The sequence below is a fragment of the Acetobacteraceae bacterium genome (genome assembly GCA_004843345.1).
Lineage (GTDB): Bacteria > Pseudomonadota > Alphaproteobacteria > Acetobacterales > Acetobacteraceae.
This window is the reverse complement of record CP039460.1, coordinates 1961675-1977547: the sequence shown is the minus strand read 5'-3', so window position 1 is coordinate 1977547 and position 15873 is coordinate 1961675. Positions and strand designations below refer to the sequence as shown.

Sequence of the window (15873 nt, the reverse complement as noted above, 5' to 3'; positions counted from 1 at the left end):
AGAACATCCAACAGATACAAAACAATAAACGACTCCCTCTCATCATGCGTAAGAAGGTTTTCTCTTCGTAGGAGTATATCACTTTTTGAGCTTACTCAGAATACTATCCCAAACTTTTCCAGCAATATTTACATTGTTAAATGTAGAAATTTCACGAATACCTGTTGGTGAGGTCACATTAATTTCTGTTAGCCAATCACCAATCACATCAATCCCAGTTAACAATAAGCCCTCTTGACGTAAAAACGGCCCTAATTTCTCACAAATTTCTAATTCCCGCCTCGTCAATTTTGTCGCTTCTGCACGCCCTCCCACATGAAGATTAGATCTATCTGATCCCTTTGCCGGAACACGATTGACCGCACCTGCAACATCCCCATCAATTAAAATAATTCTTTTATCTCCCTTACGAACTGCAGGCTCATAGCGTTGCAAAATAAGAGGTTCATTTGAAATCGAAAAAAACATTTCTAACAGAGATGAAAAATTTCCATCCTCTGAACGTATTCGAAAAATTCCAGCCCCCCCATTTCCATATAATGGCTTTAAAATAATATCTTTCCATTCTTCACGAAAATTATTTAGAGCCTCTAGATTTCTAGAAATTAATGTAGGTGGAAACAAACCTGGAAACCGTAAAGGAGCAAGCTTTTCAGGCGCATTCAAAATTCCCGATGGTTTATTAATCATCAAAGGAGCTTTTTCCTGACGACTTAATTCATCAAGCAAATAGGTTGCTGTTAAATAGGACATATCGAATGGAGGATCTTGTCTCACCAAAAGCACATCCATCGTTTGAAGATTTAAACACTCCCAATCTTGAAAATCAACAAATCCTTCTTCTTGATCCCTTAAAAAAACGCGTCTAGCTCGTATTTCAAAAATAGGCGTCCCTGTTTTGCGATCTGTTTTTAAAATTAAATCCTTTGGAGAATAAGTATAAACCTCCATTCCTCTACTTTGTGCTTCCAGCATCAAAGCAAAAGTCGTATCTCCTCTTGGATTAATATTTTCAACTGGATCCATTTGGACTGCGATTTTCAAACCCATCTAGCTTTTCTCCGGTAACGGATAACAAATATCCATAATTTCTACACTCTTCTCCCCATCAGGTCTCTTTACAACCCTCTCATCCCCAATAGAAGCTCCTAAAATTGTAAAAGAATTTTCAACATCATTTTCATCTACAAGTGTCACTCTAGCACCAAAAAACACGCAATCTCGCCTCTTTTGCTCTTCTGGTCGAACAATAATAGCATTTTCAATACGCTTAGCTAAAAAACGCATTCTTCTATCAATTTCACGCAATTTTTGACGTCCATACTGGTAATCTGCATTTTCTGAACGATCACCATTGCCAGAAGCCCATGCCACAATCTCAACAATTTTAGGGCGCTCAACAAGCCTCAAATGTTCCAACTCTTTACGGAAACGTTGAGCACCATTCAACGATAAATATTTCCGAAACAAATTATGGGATCCAGACATAATGCTCAATTTTTTCGCTTATTTCTAGAGCGCTGTTTTTTCTGCGACATCAAAAAATTAGAAGAAGACGGAAGAAAAATTCCCATGGCCTCAGCTTCCAAACGTCTTATTTTGTCACGTAAAGCAGCAGCCTCTTCAAATTCCAAAGACGCTGCTGCTTCTCTCATTTTTGCTTTTAGCTCTTCAATCGAAACCTTCTCTTCTTTCTGCGCATTTAGAGCTTCCTTATCCTCAGAAAAACTTTCAGTGCTAATTTTATTATAAGCAGATCGCGGCGTAATATTATGCTCTTTATTCCATAATATCTGTAATTTTCGACGTCGATCTGTCTCTTCAATTGCATATTGCAAAGATCCCGTTAAATGATCTGCATACAATAAAACACGCCCATCTACATGGCGTGCGGCGCGTCCAATGGTCTGAATCAAGGAAGTTTTTGAGCGTAAAAAACCTTCTTTATCTGCATCTAAAATTGCAACCAAAGCACATTCAGGAATATCTAATCCCTCTCTTAAAAGGTTAATCCCAATAAGGACATCAAACACGCCTAAGCGCAAATCTCTAATAATTTCAACACGTTCCAAAGTATCAATATCCGAATGAAGATAACGTACTCTAATCTGAGATTCCGAAAGATACTCCGCCAAATCTTCAGCCATCTTCTTTGTCAAAGTCGTCACTAAAACGCGCCCCTGTTTTGCAATCGTCGATTTTATTTCGTGTAATAAATCATCGACTTGTCCTTCTACTGGCCTTATTTCTGTAATTGGATCAACTAGCCCCGTTGGCCTAATAATCTGCTCGGTAAAAACACCTTCTGTTTGATCCATTTCCCATGGACCTGGCGTTGCAGAGACAAATAATGTTTGAGGGCGAAAGGCATCCCATTCTGAAAAAGATAAAGGACGGTTATCCATACAGGAAGGTAAACGGAAACCAAAATCTGATAAGGTCTGCTTACGTGCATTATCTCCCCTCTCCATCCCTCCTATTTGTGGAATAGCAACATGACTTTCATCTACAATAAGAAGAGCATCTTCTGGCAAATATTCAAATAAAGTTGGTGGTGGATCCCCAGCTCTTCGGCCAGATAAATATCGAGAATAGTTTTCAATTCCTTTACAAACGCCCGCAGTTTCAAGCATTTCCAGGTCAAATTGTGTACGTTCAGATAAACGCTGCGCTTCTAGTAATTTATTCTCATTCTTCAGCACTCTCAAACGTTCTTCTAATTCTTCAGAAATAGATTTCATTGCCTGGTTTAAGGTTGGGCGCGGCGTAATATAATGGGAATTTGCATACAATCGAACCTCCTCATGACTTCCCGTTTTCACACCCGTCAAAGGATCAAATTCCTCAATATTTTCGACTTCATCACCAAAAAATGAAACTCGCCAAGCCCTATCTTCATTTTGAACAGGGAAAATATCTATTTGATCTCCACGCACTCGGAAACATCCACGCTCAAAAGCATGATCATTTCGCTGATACTGCAATTCAACAAGAGATCGGATTAACTCCTCTCTATCCATATCTTCGCCTGCTTTAATCAGTACCATCATTGCTGCATATGCTTCTGGACCACCGATACCGTAAATGCAAGAAACAGACGCAACAATAACAACATCATTTCTTTCTAATAATGCCTGTGTTGCAGCATGACGCATACGGTCTATCCGCTCATTTCTTTGGCTGTCTTTTTCAATATAAGTATCAGAGCGTGGTACGTACGCTTCTGGCTGATAATAATCGTAGTAAGAAACAAAATACTCCACTGCATTGTCAGGGAAAAACTTTTTCATTTCCTCATAAAGTTGTGCTGCCAATGTCTTATTCGGAGCAAGTATAATCGTTGGACGTTGCAACTTCTCAATGACTTTTGCCATCGTGAAAGTCTTTCCTGATCCTGTAACACCTAACAAAACATGATTTTTTTCGGAGGTTTGCAAGCTTTTAGTCAATTTTTCAATTGCAGCTGGTTGATCGCCAGCAGGTTCATAATCCGAATAAACTTTCAATCGATTTATTTTAGGCTTAACCGGCTGAGCCGTTGGAAAAAAATCAGTTTGTCTCGGAGCAATGGGTTTCTTCTTTGATTTTGAAAGCTTCATGAAATAAAGGAAACCTCACCATCCTGCACTCTCAAACCTGCTGCACATAATGCTTCATTTTGAGAAATTTCTAATTTTTCAAGTGAAAAATCTTGAATCTCTTCTTCAAATAATTTCTTCCAATCAAGAGATGCCCCTAAACGTAAGAATGCGCCTCCGAGCCCAAGGGCAGAACGGTCTAACAAAACAAACTCTCTAGGCAATGTTACACCTCCGCCTTTTTTAAGAGTAGCATACACATTCTCTAAAACTTCATGTGCTGCTTCAGCACTATTTGTTTCTTCTAAAGAATGATCACCTTCTATTAAAAATGGCCGAAAGAAAAATGAACTCCAAGCATTTAAAGCTTCAACCACCTCATCATTCAGTCCCTTAAATCCCCAAACTTTATAAGCTTGAACAATCTTAAACCGGTCTTTTTCTTTAACAGCCCGGTAGAGCTGAACGACAGCTTGAACGAATTTAGGCGGAAAAACTCTTACACTCCCTAAATCGAATAAATTAACCCCCCCATCCTCTCTAATCCCGTAATTTCCTGAGTGTGGATCCCCATGCAAAATCCCAAAATGATAAAAAGGATAATACCAAGCTTTAAATAACTCTCTTGCAGCCTGATTTCTCTCCTCTAAAGAAGGATTTTTTTTTAAAAACTCCGAAAAACTAATACCCTCTAACCATTCCATTACTAATAAACGGTGCGTTGAAATTTTCTTTGCTGGACGTGGAACATGTACATATGGATTAGCTCTAAAAACGTAACCAAATAAAACTAAATTTGCAGCCTCTCGTCTATAATCCAGCTCTTCTTTCAAGCGATCTTCAAGCTCTTTATAAACCTGATCTTGCTTGATAGCTCCATCGAAAAAAGAATAAAGCCCAAAAAGTGTTTTTAACTGCAATAAATCAGAGGAAATAGATTTGTCCATTCCTGGATACTGAAGTTTACAGGCAACTTGCTTTTCATTTATTAGAACGGCTTTATGGACTTGTCCTAGAGATGCAGCATTGCAGGCTTCTCTATCAAAAGATCCAAAATACCTTTGCCAATTCTCTCCAAGCTCTCCTCTCATACGCCGTTGAACAAATCCCCACCCCATAGCTGGCGCCTGTGTTTGAAGTTCCGAGAGCTCTTTTATATAATCTTCCGGCAAAAGCCCTGGAATCGAAGCTAAAAGTTGGGCAACTTTAACGAGAGGGCCTCTCAGCTCTCCTAAAGATTTTTTTAATTTTTCAGCATCCTCTTGAAGAGAACCTGTTTGCAAAGAATGGGGCGATAACTTACGCCAAGTCGCTCTTGCAACAGCCCCCCCGACTACCGTCCCAGACTTTACCATTCTCTTCGTATTATTAAGGAGGCTCATTTTATCCAAAGATGAATCTTGGAAAGATTTTTCAGAAATTGTCATTCTCCAATTTATCAATCATAAGCTGAACTTGCTCCAAACCTTTTTCCCAAAATGTTGGCTCCTCCGGATCAAAGGAAAACTCTGCTAACAAATCTCGATAATCCTGAGAACCTCCAGCGCTTAATAAACGCATATACCTATCTGGAAAACCTTCAGGGCTCTGCTGATATGCAGCAAAAAGCGCATTTACTAAACAATCTCCAAAAGCATAAGCATACACATAAAACGGTGCATGAATAAAATGCGGTACATAAGACCAGAAATATGAATAATTTCCTTCTAGTCGAATAGCACCACCTAGACTTTTCCTTTGAATATCAGACCACAATTCTCCAAAACGATCCGTTGAAATCTCACCCTTCTTACGTTCTGCATGAATGGCTTTTTCAAAACTATAAAAAGCCATTTGACGCACAGCCGTATTGAGCATGTCCTCTACTTTTCCAGCCAAGAGAACCTTACGCTCCTCTTTCGTTGTTGCAGCTTCTAACAAATACTGAAAAGTAAGCATTTCACCAAAAACAGAGGCTGTCTCAGCCAAAGGCAATGGTGTTGATGCCTTGAGATACCCCTGCGTCTCTCCAGCAAGAAGCTGATGTATTCCATGACCAACCTCATGCGCCAACGTTGCGACATCACGGGTTTTACCTTGAAAATTTGTTAAAATATACGGATGCCGCGAAGGCGTTACTGGATGAGAAAACGCTCCACCAGACTTCCCAGAAACAGCCTTGGCATCAATCCAAGCATTATCAAAAAAACGTTTTGCATATGCCCCCATTTTAGAGTGAAACTGGGTATACGCTTTACAAACAATATCTTTTGCCTCTTCCCAAGAAAAAGACCTTGTTTCTTCTTCTGTGATAGGCGCATTTCGATCCCAATAATCTAAATAATCCTGCTTTAGCCATTTTGCCTTTAATTGATAATAACGGTGAGATAGCAAGGGCAATTTTCGATTTACTGTTTCCTCAAGAACATCAACGACATTTCCAGACAGCCTATTTGCCAAATGCCGAGATGCTTCTGGCGTTTTATAGCCACGAAGACGATCCTCTATACTTTTTGCTTGCAGCAAATTATTCATAATACGTGTAAAAATGTGAGATTTTTCTTTTAGCAAATCCCCAACAGCCTCAGAAGCTGCTTTTCTAACCTTTTTATCCTTATCCATCGTTTTAGAAAGAGCTTCCGTTAAAGAAATCTCTTTTCCAAATAATGGAAGGCGAAGCTCCGCCATTGTCTCATCAAACAACCGAATCCAAGCCTCTCTCCCGGTTAAAGAGGTTTCCATAAAAACAAGTTCTGCTTCATGAGAAAGCTGGTAAGGCTTAAATTTTCGAATTCCCTCTAAGAAAAAACGCCAACTTTCTAAAGATGGAGATAACAACCACTCTTGAAACAAATTCTTCTCAAGCCCAATAATCTCTAAAGAGAAAAAGAGGAGATCTCGTGAAAGTTCTGTCATTTTTTCACGTATATTCTGAACAGCTCTCCCTATCTCTGGATCATTTGTATTAGCTGCAAAGGCTAAATGAGCATAAGCAGAAATTCTCCCAGAAATTTCTTCAACTTCTTGATATTCAATCAAAGCTTTCAAAAAAGATTCTGCAGAAAGACTCTTAATTTTAGTCTGATAATTTTTTTGAAATGCCTTTGCTTTATTAATAGCTACTTCTAAATCAACCTTAAGAGAATTGTCTTCAAAGCTGTGGTATAAATCTGACAAATCCCATCGTGGAGCGCTTAAAACTTCTGCGTTTTCACTCTCTTTTTCCGTGATCTGGTTAAGCACTATCTTCATTTAACTATCCATTACAAACTAAAAACAAAACTTCATTCAAGGCAAACTCTATCAATTTAAGAATAATTCAATAAAAAGCTGTTTTCTAGAGAAAAGTCCCGTTGACGAATTTTATAATGAATTATAATTAAATAAAGCGTTGGTCTGAAAACTCTTTTGGACTATACAGAAAATTATGTATGCCCAGATGGCGGAATTGGTAGACGCGCAGGCTTCAGGTGCCTGTGTCCTTCTGGACGTGGAAGTTCGAGTCTTCTTCTGGGCACCATCTGCGCCTTCCTGAAAAATTAAAGCGGGACGAATTATCAATGAAAACGCCCGAATCTTCTATACATTTTTATAAAAATGACCTCCCTGATGGCCTTAATCTAGGCTCTTCAATCGCTGTTGATACAGAAACAATGGGGTTAAATCTACATAGAGATCGTCTTTGTCTAGTTCAGATTTCACCTGGAGATGGCAGTGCTCATTTAGTACAACTTATCCCTGAAACTCTAGGTGGAAATGGGTATAATGCCCCCAATTTAAAACGCTTACTTTCGGATCAAAATGTAACCAAAATCATGCATTTTGCACGTTTTGATCTTGCGGCTATTTGGCAATATCTAAATGTTGTTGCCGCTCCGGTTGTTTGCACAAAAATTGCTGCCCGGCTCACACGAACCTTTACAGATCGCCATGGATTAGCTGCTCTCTGTCGTGATTTGCTCAATGTAGAGCTTTCAAAACAGCAACAAACTTCCGATTGGGGCAATACAGATCTTACTTCTGAACAGCTACATTATGCTGCATCAGATGTCTTATATTTACATAAACTCTGGCAAAAATTAGAGAATCTCCTTGAGCGTGAAAACCGTCTTTCCTTAGCAAAAGAATGCTTTGAGTTCTTGCCATCACGTGCAAAACTGGATCTCATGGGTTACGATAATCCAGATATATTTTCTCACAAAGCTTAAATAAAACTTTCTCTGCATGCCTGATAATGTCCTTTCTGCACTTGAACAAGCTTTAGTTTTAGATAAAAAAGCCCTGAAAGATCTGCTTGCTTTCAGTGCAGAAAATCAAAATTTCCGATCTTCCATACTTGATTTAATTAAGGCAATCGATTCCTCTCAAGGACATGTTATTCTTTCAGGAGTTGGAAAATCTGGCTATATTGCGAAGTGTATAAGCTCCAGCTTTTCCTCAGTTGGAATATCTTCCTTTTTTTTACACCCAACAGAAGCTGCACACGGCGAATTAGGTGCGATTACCTCTAGAAACCTATTATTGTTGATTACAAAATCTGGCGAAACTGCTGAATTAAGACTGCTTATTAAATACGCAAAAAAACATGCAATCAAGATTGCTATAATAACAACAAGCCCCTCTTCAGCATTAGCAAAACAAAGTGATATTGTGCTCTCTGTTCCTCTATCAAAAGAATCAGGTCTTTTTTCCTCGGCGCCAACGACATCATCTCTTCTATTTCTAGCATTAGCAAATGCCCTAATCACAACGATTGCTCAATCTAAGAAAATCTCGAAAGAAACTTTTTTTGACATACACCCAGGGGGATCAATCGGAAAAAAATGCCCGGCGTCTTTCTGAAATTATTCCCCCTGCTCCTCTTTCACATATTCCTGAATAGGCAAACTGATAAGCGAAATCAGGGAGAGAAATTTACAAGACCTATTTTAAAAAGATCTAAAGCGTTTTAATGAAATTAAAGCATGTGTATTATGAGCAAAAATATAAAAACTCTAAATGTAGAAATGATTGTGAAAGAAGCTTTAGATTTTGTGAAGAAAAAGGAATTCTTTACTGATAATATCTTCGTGGTGGATCTAAACAATTTACCCATTGCTGCCCTTCGCCTATCGGACTTAAATTCCTCTGAAGAAATTCCATAAATAAAAATGGAACAAAATCCGTCTTCCGAAGCAAATAAACCTTCAGAACAGAATCATTCCCAAATTCAAAGGGAGGATTTTAGTTCAGGTAACAGGGAATCTAGGCGCAAAGAACTAGAGTTGTTGCAGCAGGAGAGTCGCGCCAACAGAAAGCTTCCCACACAAGAAGAAATAGACCAACACCATAAAAAAATTCTGATTGCGAAATGGTCACTCCCAGCACTTGCTGGTGGACTTTTACTTTCCATCATTTTATGGCCAGAAATTTCTCACTTGGTGCATGAAAATAGAATTATTAAATCCCATATAACACACAGAGGCCCTGAAAGCAGCAATATGGAGCAAGCTATCTATAGAGGTGTTGATTCCCGTAACCGCTCCTATATGATTACCTCGACGACAGCACGTCAAATTGGCTCAGAAAGAATTGACATGGATCAACCCATTGCCGATCTTCACCTCTCAAATGGAAAATGGGTTGAGGTTCGAGCCGATAAAGGCACATTCATGCAAGACCATGGAACTTTAGACCTTGATGGCCATGTCTTTCTATATAGAAGTGATGGCCTCTTCATTAATGGTTTAACAGCCAGTATTGATCTGAATAAAAATATTATCGCCTCCCCAAATTGGATACATGCTGAGGGCCCTTTTGGAACACAAGATGCCGAAAGTTTTTTCATGGACCATAATCGTGGAGAAATGCTTTTTATTGGAACAGGACGCTCTTTGAGAAATCACGATGAAGATTCAAAAGAGAAGTTAAAATGATACAGAGTTCTTTTTTAAGAAAATATTTACTCCTTTTTTCCCTTGGGTCTTTTTTAGCCACGCCGATTTTATTACAAGCGTCCGTAGCTAATGCTGCTGATGACAACTCTCATGGCCCTACAGTTCGACTTTATTGGAAAAAAGAAGAAATTTATGATCGAAACGCTCATACAGTTACATTAACTGGAGGCGCAAGAGGTATTCGCAACAATATTACTTTAGATGCGGATACAATCATTGGTTATCTTAGAAAAAAAGTACCTTTAGATCCTGTAACAAAAGAACCTATTCCTCAGCCAGAATCTGAAGATGATGGAGACCAAGATGGCGATCAAGACTTGTATCGGATTGAGGCCATAGGCCATGTGCATATTTATAACCAAAAAGATCAAGCTTGGGGAGATCACGGTATTTACGACCTAGACAAAGGCATTATGCTTTTAACAGGCAATAAATTACGTGTCGTTTCAGCAAAGAATTTTGTAACCGCCCGAGATCTGCTAGAATATTATCCTGATACACATATCTCTATCGGACGAGGAGATGCAATCGTCACAACAAGTGATGGAAAACGCTTTTCCGCCGATGTGGTTAAGGCCATCGGATATTCTGATGAAGAAAAGGAAAGGCTTGGACCAGATGCTCCAGATCTTGATCGAGCATATGGATGGGGAGATGTCACCGTCAGAACGCCAACAAGAACAGCTGTTGGAGATCGTGGCGTTTACTTATTTGGACCTGAGTTAGCACGTTTAATGGGACATGTTCGCGTAACAAAAGGCCAAAATCAAAATAATGGCTCTCAAGCTATTGTAAATATGAAAACAGGAATTTCACGAATGCTTCCAGGTGGTGAAGATCCTGTTCAAGGTTTAATCGTCCCAAATGAAAATGCGAGCTAAAATGACTGAAAATATCTCTCTTGAAACAGGCCTTGTAGCTCATAACATCATGAAATCCTATAAAAAACGCCAAGTTGTAAAAGGCGTTTCATTATCTGTTAGAAAAGGTGAAGCAGTCGGTCTACTTGGCCCTAACGGAGCAGGAAAAACGACCACTTTCTATATGATTGTTGGACTTGTTCAAGCTGATGAGGGCATGATTACGCTAGATAATGCTGATATTACACGCTTACCTATGTATCGCAGGGCACGACTAGGTGTTGGCTACCTTCCTCAGGAAGCAAGCATTTTTAGAGGTCTTTCGGTAGAAGACAATATTATGGTTGCCCTTGAGGTTGTTGAATCTAATCGCGATAAACGCCATATGATGCTAGACAATCTTTTAGAAGAATTTGGCATCACACGCCTGAGGAAGTCGTCTTCTATGGCACTTTCTGGTGGCGAACGCCGACGACTTGAAATTGCGAGAGCCCTTGCTAGCCAACCAGATTATATTCTTTTAGATGAACCTTTTGCCGGAATTGATCCAATTGCTGTGAGTGAAATTCGAGAACTTGTCATCCATTTGAAAGATAGGAACATTGGCGTTCTGATTACAGACCATAATGTGAGAGAAACTCTAGGCGCTATTGATCGAGCATATATTCTCTATAGTGGTCAGGTTTTAACAGAAGGGACGCCCGAAATTATTGTTAAAAACGATGACGTTCGTCGCGTTTACCTTGGTGAGAACTTTTCTCTCTAGTTATTTTTTCTCTAAACTTGCTATACGCTATTTCCAATCCACTGTACTCAAAGACTTATGCTTCACTCACTCCTTAAAAATCTCGAAAAACACAATACAATCCCTATCTTGCTTCCCCCTCATCCTATTCTGCACAAAATTGCAGAAGAAGTCTCACATAAGGATATGGATTTTATCAAAAAAATCTTACCTTCTATGTTTAAAACAATGTATGAAGCGCCAGGTATTGGACTTGCTGCCCCTCAAGTCGGAATTTCTAAACGATTTTATATTATGGATTTAAGCCGTGAAGATGAAGAACCCGATCCTAAAATTCTTATAAATCCTGAAATTATTGAAAAAAGTGAAACACTCTCCTCAAGAGAAGAAGGATGTCTCTCTCTCCCTCAACAATTTGCCGAAATCACACGGCCAGAGAAAGTCAAAATCCGTTATCAAAATATTGAAGGAAAGTGGATCGAGGAAGAAGGTGATGACCTCAAGGCTGCTTGTTTTCAACATGAACTTGATCACTTAAATGGCGTTTTATTTGTAGACCATCTTTCAAGCTTGAAGAGAAGTCGCATTTTAAAAAAACTTACTAAAGACCAAAGAAAAAAAGGGTAATTATGCGCCTTATTTTTATGGGATCTCCAGACTTTTCCGTACCAGCTCTAAAGGCTCTAATTAAAGCTGGACATGACATTGTAGCTGTTTATACGCAACCGCCACGCCCGACGGGCAGAGGCAATAAACTGACAAAACAACCAGTACATCTTGTGGCTGAAAACGCAGGTATTGAAGTTCGCTTTCCAGAACGTTTAAAAAATCGCCCTCAAACGATTGAAGAATTTAAATCTTTAAATGCCGATTTAGCAATCGTTTGCGCTTATGGGCTCATTCTACCACAAGAAATTCTTGATGCGCCTAAATTGGGCTGTATCAATATCCATGCAAGTATTTTACCACGTTGGCGTGGAGCTTCTCCTATCCAAGCGGCTATTGCTGCTGGGGACAAAGAAACAGGCATTACGCTCATGCAAATGGATGCAGGATTAGATACAGGTGATATTCTACAAATTTCAAAGCTTGCTATCCTTCCAGAAGATACTGCCGAAACGCTTTCCACTCGTCTCTCAAATTTAGGGGCTTCATCTTTAACAAAATTACTACAGTCTCCTTTTCCAAAACCAACGCCACAGCCTCAAAAAGGCGTAACAACCGTTGGGCGCCTCAGCCGTGAAGATGGGAAGATAAACTGGAATAAATCTGCTCATGAAATTGAAAATAAATTTAGAGCTTTTTATCCGTGGCCAGGCAGCTTCACCATATTAAACGGGGAAAAACTGAAAATTGGCGCTTTAAAAATTATTCCTTCTACACTGTCCAACCCTTATCGAGCAGGAACTATCCTAGAAAATAGCCTCAATGTTGTGACTGGTGACGGCATTATCTCAATTGAAAAAATCCAAAAGTCTGGACGTAAAATGCTCAGCGCAAAAGATTTTATGAATGGAAGTGACTTACCTTCCTCAGCCCATTTTGATTCAGAATGAAAGACGCTTGCGCATCAAATAAGCAACGCTGGGCCATTTTACTTGAGTATGACGGCACAAATTATGTCGGATGGCAAAGACAGAAGACAGATATTGCGGTGCAAGAGCTCTTAGAAAAAGCTGCCTCTAAATTAGTCAAAGGCGCATGCGTTCATTCTGTTGCTTCTGGAAGAACAGATTCTGGTGTTCATGCACAAGCAATGCCGGTGCATCTGGATTTTCCTAAAGAATTTTCCTTATGTGAACGAAATATCATTGATGGCATTAACTTCCATCTAAAGCCGCATCCTATCGTTGTCTTAAATGCTTCCCCCGCGCCTTTTGGTTGGAACGCACGCTTTTCTTCATTATGGCGTCGCTATGAGTACCATATTTTAACAAGACGTGCTCGCCCTGCCCTCTCAAAACATAGAGTTTGGCATTTTCCTTTCGCTTTAGATGCTCAAGCTATGCAAGATGCCGCAAAACTTTTAATAGGTCAGCACGATTTTACTACTTTTCGAGCAAGCGCTTGCCAAGCTTTGAGCCCTATCAAAACATTAGATCAGCTTGATATTATCCGAGAAAACGACCTCATCCGTATCATTACAAAATCCCGTTCTTTCTTACATCATCAAGTCAGAAACATGGTCGGAACACTGACACTTATTGGACGAGGACAATGGTCTAATCAGGATTTAATCCATGCACTCGAAGCAAAAAACCGATCAGCAGGAGGGCAAACAGCTCCTCCCGAAGGATTATTTTTTATGGAAGCTGGCTATAAAGAGAAACTTTTCCATTGAGGTTTTAATTATTAATATCTTTTAGCATTTTGTCCCTGTAAACCTTTATTTTCCTTCATGCGTAAAGACTACTCATTAAGCCCTCCGCCTATAACGGCCAAAATCGTTCCCAAGAAAATAAATCCGATTCCTGCCCAAGCAAGCCAAGAAAGATGCTGTTTAAAAAACAGCAAACTGATAAATGCAATGGCAACGATCCCACAACCGCACCAAATAGCATAAGCTAACCCAACAGGAATTGCTATCAATGCTCTCGCCATGCAAAAGAAACTTACTCCATACAAAGCCAATACAGAAATCGCAGGCACAACTTTAGAAAAACCCGCGCTTTTATTCATTAAGGATGTTGCTATAACCTCTAACAAAATAGCAAAACCAAGATAAACCCAAGGTAAAAACGTGTTCATAGAATTTCTAAAAAGGTTTTATAAATCTGTGTTAGGTTTTCTAAATCATTTATCGAAGCACATTCATTAACAGCATGCATCGTTTTATTCAAAAGCCCCAACTCTGCGACGGGCATATATTTTGAAATAAAGCGAGCATCAGAAGTGCCTCCTCCTGTTTCTCTTCTAGGCTTGTATCCCATAATTTTTTCAGAGGCGATTTCTAATTTCTGAACATATTTTGTAGGCGTCGTCAAAAAAGATTCTCCACTGACGCTAATTTCGCATTTAACTTCAGGATATTTTAAAACAATTTTTTCAATATAATTTGAAAGTTGGCTTCCTGTATGGAGATCATTAAAGCGGATATTAAAAGAAGCAGAAGCGGTAGATGGAATGACGTTACTTGCCCCTTCAGCTGTCTCCAATGACGTTATCTGCAAAGAAGACGGTTCAAAATACTCACTCCCTTCATCTAACTGCCATTGCAAAAATTCTTGCAAAATATTCAAAAGAATAGGCACAGGATTACATGCCAAGTGCGGATAAGCGACATGTCCTTGTTTACCTTGAGCTCTAAGCTTTACATTCAGACTACCACGACGCCCAATCTTTAAAACATCTGCAATTTTTTCAACGCTTGTAGGCTCTGCAAGAAGACAAAAATCTGGATGTTCATTTTTTTCTCTGAGCCATTCAAGTAACTTGACTGTCCCGAAAGTTGCAGGCCCTTCTTCATCTCCTGTAAGAAGAAAAGCAAGTTTGCCCTTAAAAGACTTTTCTTTCAAAACTCTTGCAGCAGCTGCTATCATACAAGCCAAGCCGCCCTTCATATCAACAGCACCTCGTCCTGTTATTATTCCGTCTGTTAAGTCTCCTGAAAACGGCTCCTTACTCCATCCTTCTCCAGCTGGCACAACGTCCGTGTGCCCCGCAAAACAAAGATATTCTTCAGCCTTACCATCTAAAAAAGCAAAAAGATTTTTTGTTTCTTTTCCTTTAGGGCCAAAGGCGAGCTCCGTACAGAAAAACTCCAAAGATTCCAGCATTCTTTTTGTTAAAGAAAGAACACCGTCGTCTTCTGGCGTAATAGAGCGGCAACGCAGCAAGTTCTGTAAAATAAAAACAGGATCCTCAAGCTTTTCTCTTAAAAAAAGCTCTTTCTCATTTTCTTGATTTTCCAATATTAAAGTTCTTTCAAACTTTCAATCCCGTAAAAGTTCATTAATCCCTGTTTTCGAACGTGTCTGGGCATCAACTCTTTTAACAATCACAGCGCAAGAAAGTCCAGGCTTTCCTTTTTCTGACGGCTCACGGAAACCTGGAACAACAACAGAATATGGCGGAACTTCTCCTCTAAACTCCTCCCCTGTATTGCGATCTATAATACGTGTTGAGGCACTCAAAAAAACCCCCATAGATAAGACTGATCCTTTGCGTATGATCACGCCTTCTGCAACTTCAGAGCGAGCTCCAATAAAACAACTATCTTCAATAATAACTGGAGAAGCCTGCAATGGCTCTAAAACACCACCGATTCCAGCCCCACCACTAATATGACAATTTTTTCCAATCTGGGCACATGACCCGACAGTCGCCCAAGTATCAATCATTGTGCCTTTACCAACACGAGCACCAACATTGATAAAAGAAGGCATAACAACAACGCCTTTTTCAATATGTGCAGAATAACGAATAATAGCCCCTGGGACAGCTCTAAAACCTGCCTTTTGAAAATCGCTTTCTGTCCAACCCGCACATTTCAAAGGGACTTTATCAAAGCCAGAAGCGCCACCACAAGAAGCCTGTAAAACGCTATTATTGGAAAGTCTAAAATATAATAGAATAGCTTTTTTAAGCCACTCATTCACATGCCAATTACCTTGGGGAGTAAGAGAGGCGATACGAACAGAACCTTCATCCAAAGCGCAGAGAACTTTATTAACAAGTTTAAAATCCTCTTGATTCTGAAGAGCACTTAAAGAATCTCGACGATTCCAAATTTCTTCTATTTGTTTTGAAAAATTTTGTTCTAACATAATTTTTTC

16 protein-coding genes and 1 tRNA gene are annotated in these 15873 nt (G+C 39.4%); 9 read left to right on the top strand and 8 right to left on the bottom strand.

Going from position 1 to position 15873, the window contains the following annotated elements; genetic code table 11:
* Window positions 1-78 precede the first annotated feature (78 nt).
* Genes gshB through FAI40_09650 form a run of 5 tightly spaced genes read right to left on the bottom strand, consistent with a single transcriptional unit; the run spans window position 79 to window position 6809 of the window.
* Entirely contained in the window at window positions 79-1050 is a 972-nt protein-coding gene (gene gshB / locus FAI40_09670; GenBank protein ID QCE35573.1) for a glutathione synthase, read from the bottom strand.
* A complete protein-coding gene (locus tag FAI40_09665) occupies window positions 1051-1488 on the bottom strand; it encodes a transcription elongation factor GreB (protein ID QCE35572.1) in 438 nt (145 codons plus the stop codon).
* 5 nt (window positions 1489-1493) lie between these two features.
* Window positions 1494-3599: an excinuclease ABC subunit UvrB gene (gene uvrB, locus FAI40_09660; protein QCE35571.1), complete on the bottom strand. Its 2106-nt coding sequence runs from the start codon at window positions 3597-3599 to the stop codon at window positions 1494-1496.
* Window positions 3596-5005, bottom strand: a complete 1410-nt coding sequence (locus FAI40_09655; protein ID QCE35570.1) for an AarF/ABC1/UbiB kinase family protein — start codon at window positions 5003-5005, stop codon at window positions 3596-3598. Before FAI40_09655 ends, uvrB begins: the two co-directional genes overlap by 4 nt.
* Window positions 4992-6809: a M3 family oligoendopeptidase gene (locus FAI40_09650; protein QCE35569.1), complete on the bottom strand. Its 1818-nt coding sequence runs from the start codon at window positions 6807-6809 to the stop codon at window positions 4992-4994. The genes FAI40_09655 and FAI40_09650 overlap by 14 nt, the downstream gene beginning before the upstream one ends.
* Window positions 6810-6990: 181 nt before the next feature.
* Between FAI40_09650 and FAI40_09645 the strand changes: the two genes are divergently transcribed.
* The 9 genes from FAI40_09645 (at window position 6991) to truA (ending at window position 13439) form a co-directional block, all read left to right on the top strand.
* A tRNA-Leu gene (locus FAI40_09645) sits at window positions 6991-7077 on the top strand.
* 40 nt (window positions 7078-7117) lie between these two features.
* Entirely contained in the window at window positions 7118-7765 is a 648-nt protein-coding gene (locus FAI40_09640; protein ID QCE35568.1) for a ribonuclease D, read from the top strand.
* Between the two features lie 16 nt (window positions 7766-7781).
* Window positions 7782-8399: an SIS domain-containing protein gene (locus FAI40_09635; protein QCE35567.1), complete on the top strand. Its 618-nt coding sequence runs from the start codon at window positions 7782-7784 to the stop codon at window positions 8397-8399.
* A 308-nt stretch (window positions 8400-8707) separates the two neighbouring features.
* Window positions 8708-9472, top strand: a complete 765-nt coding sequence (locus FAI40_09630) for an LPS export ABC transporter periplasmic protein LptC (GenBank protein ID QCE35566.1) — start codon at window positions 8708-8710, stop codon at window positions 9470-9472.
* A complete protein-coding gene (locus FAI40_09625) occupies window positions 9469-10374 on the top strand; it encodes a hypothetical protein (GenBank protein QCE35565.1) in 906 nt (301 codons plus the stop codon). The genes FAI40_09630 and FAI40_09625 overlap by 4 nt, the downstream gene beginning before the upstream one ends.
* Window position 10375: 1 nt before the next feature.
* On the top strand, window positions 10376-11119 hold the full coding sequence (gene lptB / locus FAI40_09620; protein QCE35564.1) for an LPS export ABC transporter ATP-binding protein: 744 nt from the start codon (window positions 10376-10378) through the stop codon (window positions 11117-11119).
* A gap of 57 nt (window positions 11120-11176) precedes the next feature.
* Complete coding sequence (locus tag FAI40_09615) at window positions 11177-11725, top strand: peptide deformylase (protein ID QCE35563.1); 549 nt, start codon at window positions 11177-11179, stop codon at window positions 11723-11725.
* Window positions 11726-11727: 2 nt separating this feature from the next.
* Window positions 11728-12654: a methionyl-tRNA formyltransferase gene (locus FAI40_09610; protein ID QCE35562.1), complete on the top strand. Its 927-nt coding sequence runs from the start codon at window positions 11728-11730 to the stop codon at window positions 12652-12654.
* Window positions 12651-13439: a tRNA pseudouridine(38-40) synthase TruA gene (truA, locus tag FAI40_09605; protein QCE35561.1), complete on the top strand. Its 789-nt coding sequence runs from the start codon at window positions 12651-12653 to the stop codon at window positions 13437-13439. The genes FAI40_09610 and truA overlap by 4 nt, the downstream gene beginning before the upstream one ends.
* A 68-nt stretch (window positions 13440-13507) precedes the next feature.
* Here truA and FAI40_09600 read toward each other — a convergent pair whose 3' ends face one another.
* The 3 genes from FAI40_09600 to dapD are packed head-to-tail and all read right to left on the bottom strand — an operon-like array spanning window position 13508 to window position 15864.
* On the bottom strand, window positions 13508-13846 hold the full coding sequence (locus FAI40_09600; protein QCE35560.1) for a multidrug efflux SMR transporter: 339 nt from the start codon (window positions 13844-13846) through the stop codon (window positions 13508-13510).
* A complete protein-coding gene (gene dapE, locus FAI40_09595) occupies window positions 13843-15009 on the bottom strand; it encodes a succinyl-diaminopimelate desuccinylase (protein QCE35559.1) in 1167 nt (388 codons plus the stop codon). The genes FAI40_09600 and dapE overlap by 4 nt, the downstream gene beginning before the upstream one ends.
* A 21-nt stretch (window positions 15010-15030) precedes the next feature.
* Window positions 15031-15864 carry a 2,3,4,5-tetrahydropyridine-2,6-dicarboxylate N-succinyltransferase gene (gene dapD, locus FAI40_09590; protein QCE35558.1) on the bottom strand — a complete coding sequence of 278 codons (834 nt, stop codon included), beginning with the start codon at window positions 15862-15864 and terminating at the stop codon, window positions 15031-15033.
* Window positions 15865-15873: the final 9 nt, after the last annotated feature.

Excerpts from the sequence above, each read along its gene's own strand:
- FAI40_09640 (QCE35568.1), top strand. The coding sequence starts at position 7,118 with ATGAAAACGCCCGAATCTTCTATACATTTTTATAAAAATGACCTCCCT.
- FAI40_09625 (QCE35565.1), top strand. The coding sequence starts at position 9,469 with ATGATACAGAGTTCTTTTTTAAGAAAATATTTACTCCTTTTTTCCCTT.
- FAI40_09600 (QCE35560.1), bottom strand. The coding sequence starts at position 13,846 with ATGAACACGTTTTTACCTTGGGTTTATCTTGGTTTTGCTATTTTGTTA.
- FAI40_09650 (QCE35569.1), bottom strand. The coding sequence starts at position 6,809 with ATGAAGATAGTGCTTAACCAGATCACGGAAAAAGAGAGTGAAAACGCA.
- FAI40_09635 (QCE35567.1), top strand. The coding sequence starts at position 7,782 with ATGCCTGATAATGTCCTTTCTGCACTTGAACAAGCTTTAGTTTTAGAT.
- gshB (QCE35573.1), bottom strand. The coding sequence starts at position 1,050 with ATGGGTTTGAAAATCGCAGTCCAAATGGATCCAGTTGAAAATATTAAT.
- truA (QCE35561.1), top strand. The coding sequence starts at position 12,651 with ATGAAAGACGCTTGCGCATCAAATAAGCAACGCTGGGCCATTTTACTT.
- FAI40_09665 (QCE35572.1), bottom strand. The coding sequence starts at position 1,488 with ATGTCTGGATCCCATAATTTGTTTCGGAAATATTTATCGTTGAATGGT.
- FAI40_09610 (QCE35562.1), top strand. The coding sequence starts at position 11,728 with ATGCGCCTTATTTTTATGGGATCTCCAGACTTTTCCGTACCAGCTCTA.
- uvrB (QCE35571.1), bottom strand. The coding sequence starts at position 3,599 with ATGAAGCTTTCAAAATCAAAGAAGAAACCCATTGCTCCGAGACAAACT.
- lptB (QCE35564.1), top strand. The coding sequence starts at position 10,376 with ATGACTGAAAATATCTCTCTTGAAACAGGCCTTGTAGCTCATAACATC.
- FAI40_09655 (QCE35570.1), bottom strand. The coding sequence starts at position 5,005 with ATGACAATTTCTGAAAAATCTTTCCAAGATTCATCTTTGGATAAAATG.
- dapD (QCE35558.1), bottom strand. The coding sequence starts at position 15,864 with ATGTTAGAACAAAATTTTTCAAAACAAATAGAAGAAATTTGGAATCGT.
- FAI40_09630 (QCE35566.1), top strand. The coding sequence starts at position 8,708 with ATGGAACAAAATCCGTCTTCCGAAGCAAATAAACCTTCAGAACAGAAT.
- FAI40_09615 (QCE35563.1), top strand. The coding sequence starts at position 11,177 with ATGCTTCACTCACTCCTTAAAAATCTCGAAAAACACAATACAATCCCT.